We start from the raw sequence: 18,641 nt of genomic DNA, 5'->3' as shown, positions 1-18,641 counted from the left end.
TTCTGTACAGTGTGGCACAACTACCATGCCGTGTCTGCCTAAAACGTTGTATCAGAGGTTTTACGCATTTTTGCGTTGAGGAGTGGGTAATTACCGTGGAGTATGCTTAACAATATGTAGCATGATGAGGACACTATGAATATTTGGTGAACCAGATGTTAATTTTTTAGCGAAGATTTAGTGTCGAAAATACGTTTGTAACAAGTCGTTAACAAAAATGAGCTGTTCAGTTATTTTAACTCTGTTCATTTTGTTCATTATTGGATTAGGGGCTGCAAACGCTTTGACTGTACGCTATAACATACTATTTTTGATCAACTCTAAAGTTGGCATAGGTTATGAAAAGGCACTAAGATCTCAATCTACAGTGCCCTTTTTTTTTGATATTCACACTACGAATTTGGGATTTATATCTTGAAGATTTTTGTCTTTAACTACTTAATAACAAGTGTCTCGAAGTTTCGCTCTACCACGATCTTTACGATACCTCCGGCAAAGTTGCTGTTATTCAGTTTGAATGTTTTACCGTCCACCACGTATTGTGTGGCCTTGAAAGGTAAACCATGCACCTGTACATTGTGACGCTTGTAAGCAGCCTTATATTGCCCAAAGAACTTCTTCCTCAGTTCGAAGTGTTGCTTGTCGGATGTTTGCTTAAAGCGGATATCATTATACGAACCATTTTTATATCCGTAATGATCTCCTGCATCTTCATATAAGGAGCTGCTCACTATCTGATCGCTGTAATATACGTGCAGGATCATCTCTTCAGATAACTCTCTCTGTTCTACGTACTGGATCTTGTCGTAGTTTGGGATCACCGCACCTGCTTTTACAAAAAGTGGCATTTCGTCGAGCGGAGTTGGGATGGTGATCAGTTGCGCACCTGTATATACCTGGTCGTTGAAGTAATAATACCACTGGCCTTCCGGCAGGTACAATTCCTTTGCCTTCATACCTGGTTCAGAGACATGTGTGACGAGCAATGAATCTCCCATCATGAATTCGTGAGAGCGGTCCAGTGTTTTCTCATCGTGCTGTGCAACGAACGACAGCGGACGCAACATAGGCGTACCATATTTACTGTATTGTCTGAAAGTAGTGTAGATGTAAGGCAGTAACTGGTAACGCAGCTGTATGAACTTCTTATTCAGTACTTCGAATTCCGGCCCAAAGCTGAACGGCTCCTGGTTGAATCCTGTTTCATTACTGGCAGAGTGGGTACGCATCAGCGGGTGGAATACCGCCAGCTGAATCCATCTCAGATACAGTTCTCCATCCGGTTCACCGATGAACCCACCGATGTCACTACCTGCAAAGGAAATCCCGGAGATGGCCAGGCGCTGGCATTGTATGGAAGCCAGCCATAAGTGGTCCCAGCTGGAAACATTGTCGCCTGTCCACAGGGAAGACCAGCGCTGCGCCCCTGCATAACAGGAACGGGATATTACGAACGGACGGTTAGGCATCAGGAATTTCCTCATACCCGCGGCCGTAGCTTTGCTCATTAAATGGCCGTAAATGTTATGTGCCTTACGGTGACTCACGGCGTCTCCGTCATAGTTATGGCGTACATCTTCGGGGAAAGTACCCATTTCAAAAACGGCAGGTTCGTTCATGTCGTTCCACACACCTTTCACTCCCATTTCCACCAGTTCCTTGAAGAGACCGGCCCACCATTTACGTACTTCAGGATTGGTATAATCCGGGAACACACATTTGCCAGGCCATACATCACCTTCCATGAGGGCGCCATCTGCACGTTTACAGAAATAATCCTGTTGGGTACCCTGCTGATAAATGCCATATTCAGGATCTACCTTAATCCCCGGATCTATGATCACTACTATTTTAAAGCCCTGGTCGGCCAGTTCTTTGATCATTTTGGCCGGTTCCGGAAATCCTTCTTTGCTCCAGGTGAAGCAGCGGAAGCCTTCCATATAATCGATATCCAGGTGGATCACATCGCAGGGTATCTCGCGTTTGCGGAATTCTGCAGCGATCTCTTTCACTCTTTTATCAGGATAGTAGCTCCAGCGGCATTGCTGATAACCCAGCGCCCATAATGGAGGAAGTTCCGGTGTGCCGGTGATGCTGGTATATGCTTCGGCCACCTTCATTAATTCAGGGCCGTAAATAAAGTAGTAGTTCATTTCACCGCCTCTTGCCCAAAAGCTGGTAGTACCTTCTCTTTCCTTACCAAAATCGAAGATGGTACGGAAGGTATTATCGAAGAAGATGCCATAACCCATACCTTTGTGCAGGCCATAATAGAAGGGGATATTGCGGTACAGCGGATCAGTATCTTTCTGATAACCGTAGGCATCTGTACCATAGTTTTCTATGCGTTTATCGAAGAGATTCAGATCGGTTGGCTTATCGCCCATCCCATAGAATCTCTCGCCTTCCTGTATCTGCTTGCTGCAATAAACGATCTTACCGCCTTTTTGCAGATAGTATTGCCAGTGGAAGCCCATCTCGTCCTGGTTGATGATGCGGCCATCAGGATCGGTGATGGTAAGGCGCATATCATCGCGTGCAATAAATACACGTAATGCATCTGTATATAATTCGAATGCTTCTTCAAATTCACGGAGTCCGAAATTTACGGGAGATTCTTCCAGGCGGTCACTTACAGCATAAGAGAAATCGCGTTGAAATTTGCCGTCGGCAGCATAGCGGAAGCGAACGATTTTGTCTGATATGATCCTGACTTCAAGAATCGTTTCTGAGGTATAAAAATAGAAGTAATTACCTTCTTTTTTCCATTCTCTAATAGTATCCGGATAGTGTTTGGCCGAATACTTACCTGACGAGGTTGTTACTTGCATAGTTCGCTTTTAATAATACCAAATCCCATGTTCGTGTCAGTATAATACATATGTACTGAGTTGAAACATATAGACTCCTGTTCCTTATCGAAACCCAAAATACTCAAAAAAATATTGTTTTAACATTGTTTTACGATAGACGCTGTTTAACCAGCGTTTACCTGTAAAAATAAGACATTGACCAAAATCTTTATACACGCAATTTGATCAAACATTATCTTGTTAGTATAATATACTTTTTGCTTTAACCTAATTTTTACCGGGGGTGTTTTCGCAACACCCCTTACTTTTTCCCGGTGGTAACAGCCTCTGCTATTCTACCCCTTCCTGCCAGCCACACCTTACCGTTATAAGTAGTAATTACATTGAATCCTATTTCACTGATCATCTTCCAGTGCCGGCCACCATCTTCAGAAAGATCTGTGCCGGAAGTACCTGTTGCGATCAATATTTCAGGAGTAATGTATTTCACACATGATCTGTATCCGCGTGGTGGCAGCAAAGGCTTTTGCCAGTGAAGACCACCGTCTGCCGTCAGTAAACAATTATCAGTAGTTAATGTATCATTCATGTAGTCTCCGCCCACTGCTATTCCTTTTAACTGGTTATAAAATGCCACAGAAAAAGCGCCGGTGCCGGAACGTCCCTGTATCATAGGCCAGCTAACGGGTTTGTCCCCTTTGAAAAAACGACTGACAGTACCGCCTGTAACAAAACAGGCCGTGCCATCCCGCAGGGTGGTAATACTGGAATTGCTGGCCGCGAAAATCGCTTCACCTTCTTTTGCAACAGGTTGTTGCTTAGCTTGTTGCCACGATAGTCCACCGTCATGTGTTGTAATAATGGTAAATTTCCCATTCAGCGGATCACCGATAGCCATCCCTTCTTTCGCATTTTTGAAAGTCATGCCATCAAAGAAAATTCCTTTTGTATCGTTGTGATAAACTGTTTGCCAGGTTTTACCACCGTTGGTAGTCAATACGATAGATGCAGGCTCTCCTGCATTTAACAGCAGCGCCCGCTCACTACTGAAGGCGAAAATCGTGCGCCAGTCGAGCGTATCATAACCAGGTACGCTGATCCATTTCCAATCTTTTCCACCGTTCTTTGTTACCCCGGCTTTTCCTTCTGTTCCGGATACCCAGACTGTGGAATCGTTTACAACGCTCATCCCGCGAATACTCTTAATAGGAGGGTTTTCCAGCATGTGTATTGAATAGGTATTCTGTGCGATAGCAGGTGTAATGAACAGGAAAAAAGCGACGGTAAAAAACAGATAATTTCTTTTATACATCTTTTTGTGATAATTTATGGTTAAGTTGTATGGGAAGAAAATTACAAAATCATTCGAAAGTGTGAAGTAGATTTATATATTTGCAAGCACTGCGTTTTTTTCGGACTCAGTTTGTACTAATTACTAACCTCTATTATAATACTATTTAATCATTGCAATCGCCGGCGCAGATAACGAGAATTATATTATCTTTCCTATGCACCTTATCATTAACTGTGTTGCATGCACAGGAAAAGCCCTACATCTTCGATTCTTACGGAGTAAACGAAGGACTTTCCCAAAATTCTGTGTATGACATCCTGGAAGATAACCAGGGCTTCATGTGGATAGCTACGCATGATGGTGTGAACAGGTTTGATGGTTACGTGTTCAATGAATACCGTTTTAATCCCAGTTTACAGGCCATTGACGGGCACGGAAAGGGAAACCTGGGTGTCCGGTCCAATACGGGCGGACGAGCCCTTATTAACCGCTTTGAGCTAAAAGGCTATAAAGGGTATTCCCTGTACCGGAACTATCATCGTCAGCTGATCCTCACACATAACTACGGCATCAGTGTATATGACGAGTATAAAAACTCCTTCGAGAAAACAAAACTGGAAGATACTTTATGGGCCAATAATGAAGAACGTGACAGTGGCATTAAGTTCCGCATCCTGGGAGAGGATACGATCGCACATCTCCTGTGGGTATGGCGCCCGATGAAAGGACTATACGTGCTGAATGATTCTACGTATGCCATCAGGCGGGTGATCATGTATCCGCCGGCCATGACCCGCAAAGGACTGGTAGCGCAGGCCGTGATAAAAGATGAAAATACCGTCTGGATGAATTTTGAGCCTGGTGAACTGCATGCGATGGACACTAAAACATTGCGCCTCACCACTTACTGCCTGCCAGGTATCACCACACATACCGTACTGCGCAACCTTAATAAAGACTCCCTGATCATTGCCAGCAAAGGGCATATCATCATCTTCAATAAAAAACTGAATAAATACACAGACCTTCCTTTTGATCAGCAAAAAGAAAAGGATGTCACCTTCGTGCCTTTATGCATGGAACTGGACCATAACGGGAATGTGTGGATAGGGGGGAATGATGGTGTGATCGTCTATAATGTGCGCAGGAATGAGATCATAAATCATATTGTAAGTTTCAACGGCTCTGAAGCACGTTCGTGGAATATTGTCACCTATCTGTACCGCGATGCCGCGGACAATATGTGGGTTGGTACGGATGGAGACGGGATCAAAAAGTATTCTCCTAACAAAAAGGTATTTAACCTGTACCGTTCTCCCTTTACAACACATAATATGGTGCGTTCTGTTTATAAACATGACGACGGCAAACTGTATGTGGGATTGATGAATGACGGGCTGGATATCTATGAAAAAGGAGGTAAGTTCCTGGAGCGTTTACCGAATGAAGAAAGGCCCACACCTTTTCCGGGGGCTAATCTGAATGCTATCTGCCGGGAAGACTTTGAACATCTCTGGTTTCACTTCACGGATATGTCTATCGGACTGTTTAATGTGCATACGCGCAAGTTTGATGACCTCACAAAAATTGTAACAGTGCTGGGAATGCCGAAACAGGAAGATAACTATCCATTCCTGTTCAAGCGTACCAGTGGCGAAGTATATTTTAACTATGGCTGCTATCTGCTGCAGATCATACCATCAGAAAAAAACTACCAGGTAGCCATTGTACATGAATTCCCTGATGAAATACTGACTACCTATTATGAGGATTTTCTGGGCAATAAATATGTAGGTACTAAAAGTGCCGTATATGTTAAAAGGGTAAGCAGCTCGCGCTGGGAAATGATTGCATTACCACCGGGTACTATTGTAAAATCTATCAATAAGAATGCAGGTAAAAGGTTGTTATTGGCTACGTCCAAAGGATTGTTCGTGATGGATGAAAATAACCGTATTCTGAAACATTATAATAGTTACGATTATCCTTCCCTGATCAATGATTATTTCTACGGAGTATTACTGGACGATAAGGATAGAATATGGGTAAGTCATAATAAAGGATTATCCCAGATCAATCCTGTAGATGATGAAATTACTACGTTCAATTATGAAGATGGGTTACAGTCGAACGAGTTTAATACAGGCGCTTTTTTCAAATCATTAGATGGCGAACTGTTCTTCGGCGGTGTACGTGGTGTGAATGGTTTTTATCCGAAGGATTTTAAAAATAATCCTTCTAAACCAAAGGTGGTCATCATGCGGATGGAAGTGCTGGATAAGCCTTATGAATCTGATACCGCTTTATCTTTATTAAAAAGAATAGAACTCCCTTATAATCATAATACTATCGCGATAGAGTTTGTACCACTGGAGTTTACGAACCCATTGAAGAATAAGGTGCAGTACAAACTGGATGGAGCGGATGAAGACTGGGTACAGGCGGGCGCCTTCCGTATGGCACGTTATACGAATCTGCGTCCTGGTACTTATACTTTTAATGTACGGGCATCCAATAATGATGACATCTGGAATTCAACGCCTACAACTTTAGAGATCGTAATAAAAATACCTTTCTGGCAATCATTATGGTTTCGTTTCCTGCTGCTTTTATTGTTGCTGGGCGTAGCATATTATTTCTCTACTTTATACCTGGATTATAAGATCCGTCATGAGAAACTGAAGCTGGAGAAAGAACAGGCAGTAGACCAGGAAAGAGCGCGTATTTCCAGTGACATGCATGACGACCTGGGCTCCGGATTATCTACTATCCGTTTGCTGAGTGAGATCGCCAAACGCAAGTTGCAGGATACTTCCCAGACCAAAGAACTGGAACGTATTTCTGAAGCAGCGGGAGAGCTGGTAGACAAAATGAGTGAGATTATCTGGGCAATGAATTCTTCGAATGATTCGCTGGAAAACCTGATTGCTTATATGCGAAGTTTTGCGGCGGATTTCCTGGAACATGCGAATATAAAACACCAGTTTTTTATTCCTGAAAATATTCCTAATATTAAACTAAGCGGAGGTACCAGGCGTAATATATATCTGGCCGTAAAAGAATCACTGCATAATGTTGTAAAACATTCAAAAGCAACGGAAGTGGTGATACAGATAGAGATGCATGAAAATATGACTATCCTGTTGAAAGATAATGGTAAAGGTTTTGATCAGGAAAAAGTACGGTTGTTCGGAAACGGTTTAAAGAATATACAGAAGAGAATGGAATCTGTTGGAGGACACGCAGAGATCACTTCCCACAACGGCACGATAGTTTTACTAGACATACCACTAAATTAGTATAGATTTGTACAATAACATGGATGTGTTATTGTGTGAGCCTTAGTTATAACATTACAACTGATACAAAATGACTGTATACTCAAAAAAGAAGCAGGATAACATGGATATCATTGCTGTAGCAATTGTGGAAGACAACTATGATATCCGTACAGCCATGGAGTTATTGATTAATGGCTCAGACGGATATGCATGTATCGGCGCTTTTAACAATGGAGAAACGGCAGTAGAACAAATTCCCAATCTGTTACCCAATGTAGTGCTGATGGATTTCAATCTGCCTGGTGGAATGAATGGTATTCAATGCATTGCAAAGTTAAAAGGCGAGTTTCCGGACATGCATTTTATGATGCTGACAGTGTATGAGGATGATGATAAGATCTTCCAGGCACTGGAAGCAGGCGCGAGCGGGTATATCCTGAAGAAAACCCCTCCGGGCGAGTTACTGGAAGCGATCCGTGATGTACATGAAGGTGGTTCTCCAATGAGTTCGCAGATTGCCAGAAGGGTAGTAGCCTATTTCCAGAAACAGGCAAAACCTAATCCGGCACTGGAAGCACTGACTTCCCGTGAAAAGGAGATCCTGGACCAGTTGTCTAAAGGGTTCCTGTATAAAGAGATTGCCAGTAACCTGTTTATCAGCATTGAAACAGTAAGAAGGCATGTACATAACATCTATGAGAAGCTGCATGTACGCAGCCGTACAGATGCTGTAAATAAATACTACAATAGATAATACTTTTATATTTGAAAAAAAACGACTCCGTAGATCATCTACGGAGTCGTTTTTTTTTGCATAAAAAGAGAGCAAGGACACTTTCTGTCTTTGCTCCCCGATCAAAAGGTTGTTTGTACTGAGATTATCAGTTGGAATTGCTCACCTTCGCTGTGCGTAATTTCTGATAAGATTTATGCAACAGGTGGGCAACTAATACCATAGAGGCAATCAGCAGACAAGCCAGCTTGAATAATAGACTGGTTTTCATAGGGATAGAATATCTTAGTTAAGGAATATTGTTTAGCGCATCATCTGCCAGGAGTCAAATTTCCGCAGTAATCTGATAAAAGTACTACTAAGCCTGTTTAATGAGCGTTGCTCTTTTTTAACCAGGAAAGTAACGGCAAGTACCGTTAAAAGTACACATGATAGTAGGATAAAACTCGTTGTTTTCATAGTTTAGGACATAGGTGTTAGCGACAAGACGATTGATTGTAAATATAAAAGATTTAGTTATATAAAGTTAATAATGTGAATAACTTTTGTGAATAAATTTTTCTGTCATTTAAACAATATTTTATCCATGTTTTTGAGGTATGTTTTATAGATTGGTAAAGAATTGTTTTTCATTAAATTAAGCATAGTGTATAAATTCTACTTGGGATGATACAATGAAACCTGTATTTTTGCCAGCAACCGGATTTTGCTAAAAGATTTAGTAATATTGCTACCCGGAAGGGATGCCCCGACTTTTAAACAGTAAATAGGAATTTCTATATAATTATGGCTAGTACAGATAAGAAAGAACTTTTTGCCGCTGCCTATAACGAAGACTCAATCCGGTCGCTGGACTGGCGGGAACATATCAGACTTCGCCCCGGTATGTACATTGGTAAATTGGGAGATGGTTCCAGTATGGACGATGGTATCTACATTCTCTTGAAAGAGGTGGTTGATAACTGTATCGACGAACATACCATGGGATATGGGAAACAGGTGGAAATAAAGGTAACAGAACATAATGTTACCATCCGTGACTTTGGTCGCGGTATCCCCCTGGGCAAAGTTGTGGACGTAGTGAGTAAGATCAATACAGGTGCCAAATACGACAGCAAAGCGTTCCAGAAGTCAGTGGGATTGAACGGTGTGGGTACCAAGGCGGTAAACGCACTGGCCAGCTATTTCAAAGTAGAGTCTTTCCGTGATGGCCGTACCAAAGTTGCTGAATTCGAACGTGGTGTACTGGTAAAGGAACATAAAGAAGCCCCTACCAAGGAACCAAATGGGACACTGGTCACCTTTGTACCGGATGATACCGTTTTCAGGAACTACCGCTATATCCCCGAATTCCTGGAAAACCAGATCTGGAACTATTGCTTCCTGAATGCCGGTCTGACTATCAATTTCAACGATAAGAAATATATCTCCAAAAATGGTCTGCTGGACTTATTACAGCGTAAGACCAATGAAGATGAGCTGCGTTACCCTATTATCCACCTGAAAGGAGAAGATATAGAAGTAGCGATCACACATGAGAATTCTTACGGGGAAGAATATTATTCCTTTGTGAACGGTCAGCATACCACCCAGGGTGGTACCCACCTGGCCGCCTTCCGCGAGGCATTCGTAAAAACCATCCGCGAGTTTTATAAGAAAGACTACGATGCAACAGATATACGCGCTTCCATCTGTGCCGCTGTTTCCATCAGGGTACAGGAGCCGGTGTTTGAATCGCAGACCAAGACTAAACTTGGTTCACTGGTAGTGTCTGAGGACGGTCCTTCTGTGAAGGCATTCGTGCTGGACTTTATGTCCAAGCATCTGAATGACTTCCTGCATAAGAACCCGACCACCGCAGAATCGCTGAAGAAACGTATTGAGCAGAGTGAACGTGAGCGTAAAGACCTGGCGGGCATCAAGAAGCTGGCGAATGAAAGGGCCAAGAAAGCAAACCTGCATAACCGCAAGCTACGCGATTGCCGTATTCACCTGAACGAAGAGATTACAGGGAAAGAGAAAGCGGATATGGAAACCAAGCGTTTGAATACCACCATCTTTATTACAGAAGGGGATTCTGCCAGTGGTTCCATCACTAAATCACGCAATGTGGAAACACAGGCGGTGTTTAGTCTGCGTGGTAAACCGCTGAACAGCTTCGGTCTTACCAAAAAGATCGTGTACGAGAATGAAGAGTTTAACCTGTTGCAGCATGCGCTGAATATAGAAGAAGGACTGGAAGGTTTGCGCTACAACAGAATTGTGGTAGCTACCGATGCTGACGTGGATGGTATGCACATCCGTTTACTGCTGCTGACCTTCTTCCTGCAGTTCTTCCCGGACCTGGTAAAGAATGGTCACCTGTACATCCTGGAAACACCGTTGTTCAGGGTGCGAAACAAGCAGGAAACGATTTATTGTTACAGTGATGAGGAAAGACAACGTGCTATTAAGAAGCTGGGTTCTAAACCGGAGATCACCCGTTTCAAAGGTTTGGGAGAGATCTCTCCCGACGAATTTGGGACCTTCATCAGTGACGATATGAAAGTAGAACCGGTAATCCTTTCCAAGGATACACATATCCAGAAGTTACTGGAGTATTACATGGGTAAGAATACACAAACCCGCCAGGAATTCATTATCGGTAACCTGCGTTATGAAAAAGATATAATAGATTAATATGGGAGTAGTGCATATTGTATTTGGCGAGTCGTCTGTATCTGCACTCAGCGGCGCTTTTGAACTGGATGAGCAACTGAAGGGAGATGTACTTTTTTTTGAGGACGACCTCTCGGTTGGTCCTTTGTTTATACTGGATACCAAAGACGGACAGGCAGCCCGCAAACAATGGTGGATGCAGCTGACAGGTGCTGTAGCGCCTGTACTGGCAGAAGGAGCGGAAGCACCCCCTGAAGAGGATGACTTTGAAAAATTCCGTCAGTTAAAGGCGTTATTGAAAGCCGAACCTGAACAGGAAGTATGGATATGGGCAGGGCAGAACGCCCGCGATGTCTGCGGTTACTACTGGCTGATCAGTCAATTGTATGACTTTGCAGGCCGCATTTATATCATCTACTTAAACAACCTGCCTTTCCTGAACGAGAAAGGGGGGGTATTTTATCCTACACATCTGCACCAGATATTGCCGAAGGAATTCCTGAAGGCAAAGAAACTGGCACGTGCGGTATCATTGGCAGAGTTTGAACTGGATGGTGATGAATGGAGCCGTATGATGAACGAGAATGCCGGTATCCGTTTACTGGAAGGTGGTAAGAAGATCAAAGGAGAACCTACCGCTTTTTACGATAAGGAGTTGCTGACGCAGACAACTGCCGAATTCCAGAAAGCATCCAAAGTAATCGGCCTGGTAACGGGTAAGCTGAAATATCCTGTGATGGACCAGTACCTTGGCTGGCGTCTGAAAGACCTGATCAAACAGGGGAAGATAGAGAGTAAGGGGGAATTGAAGACTATCCGTGACTTCGAAGTGAAACTAATCTAACATGATCACAATAACACCTTTAGACCTTTGTGGCAAAGATGACAGGGGAAGTAGTTTCGAGTGGTCGTCTGACGGCCGTTCGGGCAATTTTATAGTTGGTTACCGGAATGCAGGCAGCAGCAGCGGTCAGCATTATCATGAAGGTAAAAGCGATAATAAGAATCCGGAGATACTCTTCCTGTTTAGTGGAAAGGTAGCTATTCACTGGTGTGCACTGGATGGGAACAAGATAGAAACCGTGTATGCAGAAGCGCCTGCAAGGATAGAAGTACCGGCGCATGTGTGGCATCAGCTGATAGCAGAAACGGATTGCTGCTTTATAGAATTAAACTCCCTGGCAGATGTACAGAAAGATTCTGTACGCATATGGCGAGATGACTTTGAAAAGATGATCAATAAATAAATTATGAGCGACATCGATAATACACAACCAACAGACGATTCCTTACAGAATATTATTCACATCGGGGGAATGTATGAAAGCTGGTTTCTGGATTACGCTTCATACGTGATACTGGAGCGTGCGGTACCCGGCGTAGAAGACGGTTTAAAGCCCGTACAGCGCCGTATCCTGCATGCGATGAAGGAAATGGACGACGGGCGCTATAATAAGGTGGCTAATATCGTTGGATCTACCATGCAGTATCACCCGCACGGGGATGCTTCTATCGGTGATGCCATCGTGAACCTGGGGCAGAAAGACCTGCTGATAGATACCCAGGGTAACTGGGGTGATGTACGCACCGGAGATGGTGCGGCGGCAGGCCGTTACATTGAGGCCCGCCTTTCCAAGTTTGCACTGGACGTAGGTTTCAATCCCAAAACTACCACCTGGCAGTTAAGTTATGATGGCCGTAAGAACGAGCCGCTGGCTTTACCAATGAAGTTCCCGCTGCTGCTGGCACAGGGGGCGGAAGGTATTGCGGTGGGGCTATCTACCAAAATATTACCACACAACTTTATAGAGCTGATCGAAGCCTCTATCAAATACCTGCGTGGAAAGAAATTCGAACTGTTCCCCGACTTTATCACCGGGGGCATGATAGATGTGGCTAACTACAACGATGGTAAACGTGGTGGTAAAGTACGTGTAAGAGCGCATATCGAAGAGAAGGATAAAAAGACGCTGCTGGTAAAGGATGTGCCTTATGGCGTTACTACCACAGCCCTGATGGAGTCTATCGTAAAAGCCAATGACAGCGGTAAGATCAAGATCAAGAAAGTGGTGGATAATACCGCCAAAGATGTAGAGATCGAAGTGCAGCTGGCACCTGGTATCTCTCCGGATATCACCATTGATGCCCTGTATGCCTTTACAGACTGTGAGATCTCCGTATCTCCCAATGCCTGTGTGATCGTGGATGATAAACCCCGCTTTATCACAGTATCTGATCTCCTGAAATATTCTGCTGATTTTACCCGTGAACTGCTGAAGAGAGAATTGCAGATCCGGCTGGCAGAACTGGAAGATAAATGGCACTATACATCCCTGGAAAAGATCTTCTTTGAAAAGCAGATCTACAAGGAACTGGAACAGAAACATAAAGACTGGGAAGCGGTACTGGTGGCTATCGATAAAGGATTCAACCCTTATAAGAAGCAACTCAAGAGAGAGATCCTGCGTGAGGATATCGTGAAACTGACTGAAAAGCCTGTACGCCGTATCTATCGCCTTGATATCAATGAACTGAATGAACAGATCAAAGGTATTGAAGCAGATATCAAACAGGTGAAACACGACCTTGTGAACCTGGTAGATTACACCGTAACCTACTACGAAGGTCTGCTGAAGAAATACGGTAAAGGACGTGAACGTATTACTGAGATCAAAACCTTCGATACCATACAGGTACAGCAGGTGGCTATGGCTAACACCAAGATCTATGTGAACCGTGCAGATGGCTTTATCGGTACTTCCCTTAAGAAGGATGAGTTTGTAGCGGATTGTTCCGACCTGGATAATATCATCATTTTCCGCAGGGATGGTAAGATGCTGATCACGAAAGTATCAGACAAAACCTTCGTGGGTAAGGATATCATTCATATAGATATCTTCCGCAAAGGAGACGAACGTACTACCTACAATATGATCTATGTAGATGGTAAGAGCGGCATCAGCTACGCCAAACGTTTTAATGTAACCGGTATAACCCGCGATAAGGAATACGATCTTACCATTAAGGGAGAGAAGAATTCCAAGGTGCATTACTTCTCCGCTAACTCCAATGGTGAAGCGGAAGTAGTGACCATCAGGTTAAGCCCTAACAGTCCTGCGCGTAACAAGGAGTTCGACCTGTACTTTGAAACGATCGCCATCAAGGGCCGTAATTCAATGGGTAACCAGGTGACCAAATACCAGATCAAGAATGTGAAATTCAAAGAGAAAGGGGTATCTACTTTATCCGGTCTTAAGCTTTGGTACGATGAGAAAATGGGCCGTCTGAATACAGAAGAAAGAGGTATTTATATCGGTGCTTTCGACGGAGAGGATAAGATCTTTGTGGCATTCAAGAACGGTCATTATGAACTCACCAACTTTGAACTCACCAACCGTTACGAAGCGGATGATGTGATCTATATAGAGAAATTCAATCCTGAAAAGATCGTTTCAGCTATCTATTATGATGCGGATAAGAAACAGTTCAACGCCAAGCGTTTCCATATAGAAACGCAGACGCTGAATAACAAGTTCCTCTTTATTAAAGAAGGCAAAGGCAACTACCTGGAGTTCATCACAACACATGCAGAACCAATTGTGTTGTTAAGCAGCGGTAAGAAACGCAGTCCTGATGTGGAAGAAGTTGACCTGTCTGAGTTTGTGGAAGTGACCGGCTGGAAAACAGTAGGGACGAGAATTGCAGGAGAAGAGCTGATCAGTGCGGAACTGGCTTCTGATGAGGAAGAACCGGATGAAGGAAATATACAGGGAGAGTTATTCTAACTTATAGGAAAAGTGCAACAAAATATAGGCTCCGTTAGGAGTTCCCTAAGACTGCTAATATCAGGGGACTCCTGACGGAGCCTTTTATGTGGAAGATAGATTGTAGCTACAAACACGAGGCTCCTGACGGAGTCTTTTGAGTATCTGCTAATACTTTTGGCAGCCTGTTTTTATTTATCAGTATAACTAATTTTTCTTCTTCGCTTTCTCCAGTTGTTCCGCGTTGATATCCTCTGCTGTCTGCGGTTTCATCATATTCTTCCGTCGCTGGTCCAGTGGTTGTTGCACCGGGAATTTGCCTAACGGTAATGCATCATGGAAAACCTTATCTATATGCATCCATTTACCGGCTTTCCATTTAAATCCTTCATAATCGAGATCAGGAACAAAGGTAGAAGGTTTACTTTTCTGATTGGTTTCTGAGATCAGGTGATCATATACGATCATATCCATTTCTGCATTATAACTAAGGCTGATAGTAGCGTCCTTTTTATATTCAAGGATAAACCTGTTTCGTGTAGGTTTAGGCGTAGAATCTTCCATAAAGCTGAAGAAAGGACCTCCGAAGATGGGTTGTCCGTCTTTAAACATCAGTACATCTATCAGTTTCTTCTGACTACGGATATTATTAGCGTCCCAGCCAAAGAGGGTATAAAATTCAGCATTGAAATAATGACGCTGAATGATCTTATAATATAAACAACCGTACCAGCTTTTGTTATTGGCGATGGTATCCGGGTTCATGTAATCGGAGTTGTCGAATAAAGGGAACAGCTTCAGTTTGCCGTCATCCGTTTTCATCTGTATCGCACCATAATGATGGTAGAAGGTTGTTTCCAGTTCCAGCCCCCAGGTAAAGATGCGGAAAGAGCTATCCTGTGGATATTGAATGGAAACCGTCGTCAGTGAATCGAAGCGGAAGTTGAATGAATAAGGCGTCTTCAGGGCCTTTACCAGCTTTGGAATAAAGCGATCGTTGGCATCCTGTCTCGCCTGCTCGTCTTTACCCCGGAGGATCATGTCTGACAGGTAGTGCAGGGAATCCTGCTGTACAGCCATGGAAGCAGCATCAGCCGCGCTGATACGCTGTGCCTGTACACTACCGTAAATGAAAGCTGGTAAAAGAAGTAATATGGCTCTGAACATAATTCTATTTACGTTATATAGAACAAATTTATTGTATGATCCGGGAAAAATCCAATAAACTATTGTAACGGCTGTCCATTAAAGGATGGGGGATAGGTTGATGCGGTTGTGTGGAAGGAATGAATACCGTGTACATGCCCATATTTTTAGCGAAGTTCATGTCACTGAGGGTGTTACCTACCATAACAGCCTTTGAAAAATCGATATCGGGGAAGTCGGCCTTTGCCTGCAGGGCCATGCCGTTGTTGGGTTTACGGCAGGGGCTGTCGTTATCTATATCCGGGCAAAAGTAGATTTTATCTATACGGCCACCGTGTTGGGTGATCTGTTCCAGCATATTCGCGTGAATGGCGTTTAAGCCATCTACGGTCAGTAATCCCCGGCCTATGCAGCGTTGATTGGTAACCATTACGATATGTCCGAATTTGGCCGCCAGGGCAGGCAGGGCTTCCAATACACCATCGGCAAAGTGGAACATATCCCAGCTGAGTACATATCCGTCTTTGATCTCGTTATTGATTACCCCGTCTCTATCCAGGAATAATGTCCAGGAAGTATCTATCTGCATAATATTTAATTAACTGCCCAGTTCTGTCTGCACCCGTGCATAATCATCCGGAACACCTATATCAATAAAATAAGTATCACTTATAAACCCGTAGAGGGCTTTGCTTTTCTCCAGTACTTCTTTTTCAAACGAGAACTGCTGTGGAAGTCCCAGGCTTTGCAGGTATTGTTTTGAAGTCAGATAGATACCACCGTTGATCAGTCCTTCTTCACGGAATTGTTTTTCCAGGAAGGCGGTGATGCGGCCGTTTTCATCCAGTTCCACACTGCCATAGCGTTCGAACTGGTACATGGGTTTTAAAGCCAGTGACAGTGCGCTTTGCTTTTGCTGGTGGAAGCTGTATAGTTCATGGAGTGGTACGCCAAAGAAAGTATCTCCGTTGGTGATAAAGAATTCATTGCCTTTGATTTCGGACATGGCCAGCAGGATGCCACCGCCGGTGCCTAAAGGTTCTTCTTCAATCACAAATGAGATCTCTATATCTAAATTGGCTTCTTTGCACCAGTCTATCACCTGTTCTGATTTATACCCAAGAGACAATACCACATGTGTGATTCCCTGTTCTTTTAAGCATTTCAGCAGATAATACAGGAAAGGGTGTTTGCCCACAGGCGCCATGCATTTGGGCTTATCAGCCACTACGCTGCGCAGGCGTGTACCCAGTCCACCGGCAAGAACGATACATTCCGTAATCATGGGAAGAGGTTATTTTCCACTATTTCGCAAATGATATGTCCTACGGTGATATGGGATTCCTGTATCCTTGGAGTATCTGAAGAAGGCATGTTCAGCAGGTAATCGCTGTTCTCTCTCATTTTTCCGCCGCTGAAGCCAGTCATGCTCACGATGATCATTCCTTTCTCTTTGGCCACTTTGTATGCTTCCAGGATGTTGGCGGAATTCCCTGAAGTAGAGATACCTACCAGTACATCCCCTTCCTGGCCTATACCGCGCAGTATACGCGCGTATACCTGGTCGTAACCGTAGTCATTGCCAACAGCAGTCATGTATGAGGTATTGCAGTGCAGTGCCTCTGCGTACAGCGGTGTTCTGTCCTTATAAAAACGGCCGGAGAATTCAGCTGCGAGGTGTTGTGCATCAGCTGCGCTGCCGCCATTACCGCAGAAAAGGATCTTGTGTTTTTGCTGCAGGCTGCCGGTGATTACATTGGCAACCTGTTGTATAGCGTGTACAAGCGCTGCATCATTACAGATAGCCTCTTTTACGGCGATACTTTCGCGGAGGATGCGTATAATATTGTTAGTCATCAGATAGTCCAGGTATTTAATCCGTGATTAGTAAAATGATAGCGTTTCACATGACCGCCGAAAGCAGACAGTGCGTCTACAACCGCATAACGTGTGTTTGCCGGGCAATAGAAGATCATGAAACCACCGCCGCCTGCGCCGGAGATCTTACCACCGGTTGCGCCTGCACGTTTTGCAGCATCATAGATATCATCTAAAGAAGAATTTGAGATCCCGACAGCCATATTTTTTTTATGCTGGAAACCGAAGTCGAGGATATCTCCGATACGGTCTATCGTACCTTTTAAAAGTGCTTCCTTCATCATCACCGCCTGTTCTTTCAGGTGATGCATCGCTTCTATGGATGCCGACTTTTTATCGTGTACGTTCTTTTGTTGTTCGGAAATGATACTGCTTGATAAACGGCTGGTAGAGGTATAATACAGTACCAGGTTATTTTCCAGTTCATAGAGATATTTATCCTTGATCCTCAGTGGGTTCACGATCACTTTATCACCATCATAGAATTCCATGAAGTTTACACCACCGAAGGTAGCAGCGTACTGGTCCTGTTTACCACCAGCCTGTTTCAGGTCTTCTCTTTCTATCACGTAAGCCAGGTGGGCCATGTCATATTCGCCCAAAGGCAGTTTTAACCACTCGGCAAAAGCGCCTAATACGGTCACTACCAGGGTAGAGGAAGTACCCAGTCCTGATCCTGCAGGAGCATCTACGAAAGTAGTGAGTTTAAAGCCTGAAGGGATGCCATAATCTTTTGCTACCCGGTTGATCACACCTTTCAGGATGTCCAGTTTACCATCTAAAGGAAGAGGGAAAGTGGCATCGCAGGTAAGTTGTTCTTTCCTGTCGGCAGATTCAAAAATGACTTTATTTTCCTGCAGCGGTTCAATGGCTGCACGTGCATATAAGGAGATGGTTGCATTCAGGATGGCGCCTCCATACATATCAGAGTATGGGCTAACATCTGTTCCTCCTCCTGCCAGCCCCAGGCGTAAAGGTGCTTTGCTACGATAGATCACGATATATCTGGTTTTATAAGAACGGCAAGATAAAACAATCCCCGATTAGCAGGAACGAATTGTCTTAAAAAAAAGT

14 protein-coding genes are annotated in these 18,641 nt (G+C 43.8%); 6 read left to right on the top strand and 8 right to left on the bottom strand.

Features of this window, described 5'->3' with window-relative positions; all coding sequences use genetic code 11:
- Positions 1-434 precede the first annotated feature (434 nt).
- Complete coding sequence (locus GO495_RS24610) at positions 435-2,831, bottom strand: glycoside hydrolase family 31 protein (RefSeq protein ID WP_157302615.1); 2,397 nt, start codon at positions 2,829-2,831, stop codon at positions 435-437.
- A gap of 283 nt (positions 2,832-3,114) precedes the next feature.
- A complete protein-coding gene (locus tag GO495_RS24605) occupies positions 3,115-4,125 on the bottom strand; it encodes a WD40/YVTN/BNR-like repeat-containing protein (protein ID WP_157302614.1) in 1,011 nt (336 codons plus the stop codon).
- Positions 4,126-4,340: 215 nt separating this feature from the next.
- On the opposite strand from GO495_RS24605, the gene GO495_RS24600 reads away from it, so the two are divergent.
- Both GO495_RS24600 and GO495_RS24595 read left to right on the top strand, forming a co-directional pair.
- Positions 4,341-7,406 carry a triple tyrosine motif-containing protein gene (locus tag GO495_RS24600; protein WP_170302721.1) on the top strand — a complete coding sequence of 1,022 codons (3,066 nt, stop codon included), beginning with the start codon at positions 4,341-4,343 and terminating at the stop codon, positions 7,404-7,406.
- A 70-nt stretch (positions 7,407-7,476) separates the two neighbouring features.
- Positions 7,477-8,142 (top strand): response regulator transcription factor, encoded by a 666-nt coding sequence (locus GO495_RS24595; RefSeq protein ID WP_157302612.1) that lies wholly within the window; start codon positions 7,477-7,479, stop codon positions 8,140-8,142.
- A 127-nt stretch (positions 8,143-8,269) separates the two neighbouring features.
- Here the strand turns inward: GO495_RS24595 and GO495_RS32465 are convergent, their stop codons facing one another.
- A complete protein-coding gene (locus GO495_RS32465; protein WP_276611839.1) occupies positions 8,270-8,392 on the bottom strand; it encodes a hypothetical protein in 123 nt (40 codons plus the stop codon).
- 515 nt (positions 8,393-8,907) lie between these two features.
- Between GO495_RS32465 and GO495_RS24590 the strand changes: the two genes are divergently transcribed.
- From GO495_RS24590 to GO495_RS24575, 4 genes are read left to right on the top strand one after another with little or no spacing between them, the layout of a single operon-like run.
- Positions 8,908-10,800: a DNA topoisomerase IV subunit B gene (locus tag GO495_RS24590; RefSeq protein WP_157302611.1), complete on the top strand. Its 1,893-nt coding sequence runs from the start codon at positions 8,908-8,910 to the stop codon at positions 10,798-10,800.
- 1 nt (position 10,801) lies between these two features.
- Complete coding sequence (locus GO495_RS24585; protein ID WP_157302610.1) at positions 10,802-11,623, top strand: DUF1835 domain-containing protein; 822 nt, start codon at positions 10,802-10,804, stop codon at positions 11,621-11,623.
- A 1-nt stretch (position 11,624) separates the two neighbouring features.
- Positions 11,625-12,026, top strand: coding sequence for a cupin domain-containing protein (locus GO495_RS24580; RefSeq protein ID WP_157302609.1), 402 nt, complete (start codon positions 11,625-11,627; stop codon positions 12,024-12,026).
- 3 nt (positions 12,027-12,029) lie between these two features.
- A complete protein-coding gene (locus GO495_RS24575) occupies positions 12,030-14,564 on the top strand; it encodes a DNA gyrase/topoisomerase IV subunit A (RefSeq protein WP_157302608.1) in 2,535 nt (844 codons plus the stop codon).
- A gap of 186 nt (positions 14,565-14,750) precedes the next feature.
- Here the strand turns inward: GO495_RS24575 and GO495_RS24570 are convergent, their stop codons facing one another.
- The 5 genes from GO495_RS24570 to GO495_RS24550 are packed head-to-tail and all read right to left on the bottom strand — an operon-like array spanning position 14,751 to position 18,565.
- On the bottom strand, positions 14,751-15,710 hold the full coding sequence (locus tag GO495_RS24570; RefSeq protein WP_157302607.1) for a hypothetical protein: 960 nt from the start codon (positions 15,708-15,710) through the stop codon (positions 14,751-14,753).
- Between the two features lie 28 nt (positions 15,711-15,738).
- Positions 15,739-16,278, bottom strand: coding sequence for a D-glycero-alpha-D-manno-heptose-1,7-bisphosphate 7-phosphatase (locus GO495_RS24565; RefSeq protein ID WP_157302606.1), 540 nt, complete (start codon positions 16,276-16,278; stop codon positions 15,739-15,741).
- 9 nt (positions 16,279-16,287) lie between these two features.
- The gene (locus tag GO495_RS24560; RefSeq protein ID WP_157302605.1) at positions 16,288-16,974 is read right to left on the bottom strand and encodes a nucleotidyltransferase family protein; all 687 of its coding nucleotides are present in this window, start codon (positions 16,972-16,974) and stop codon (positions 16,288-16,290) included.
- Entirely contained in the window at positions 16,971-17,546 is a 576-nt protein-coding gene (locus tag GO495_RS24555) for a D-sedoheptulose-7-phosphate isomerase (protein ID WP_157302604.1), read from the bottom strand. The genes GO495_RS24560 and GO495_RS24555 overlap by 4 nt, the downstream gene beginning before the upstream one ends.
- On the bottom strand, positions 17,546-18,565 hold the full coding sequence (locus GO495_RS24550; RefSeq protein ID WP_338075460.1) for a GHMP family kinase ATP-binding protein: 1,020 nt from the start codon (positions 18,563-18,565) through the stop codon (positions 17,546-17,548). The genes GO495_RS24555 and GO495_RS24550 overlap by 1 nt, the downstream gene beginning before the upstream one ends.
- Between the last annotated feature and the right edge of the window lie 76 nt (positions 18,566-18,641).

Source organism: Chitinophaga oryziterrae (genome assembly GCF_009758125.1).
GTDB classification, from domain to species: Bacteria; Bacteroidota; Bacteroidia; order Chitinophagales; family Chitinophagaceae; genus Chitinophaga; species Chitinophaga oryziterrae.
This window is presented reverse-complemented; position numbering and strand designations above follow the sequence as displayed.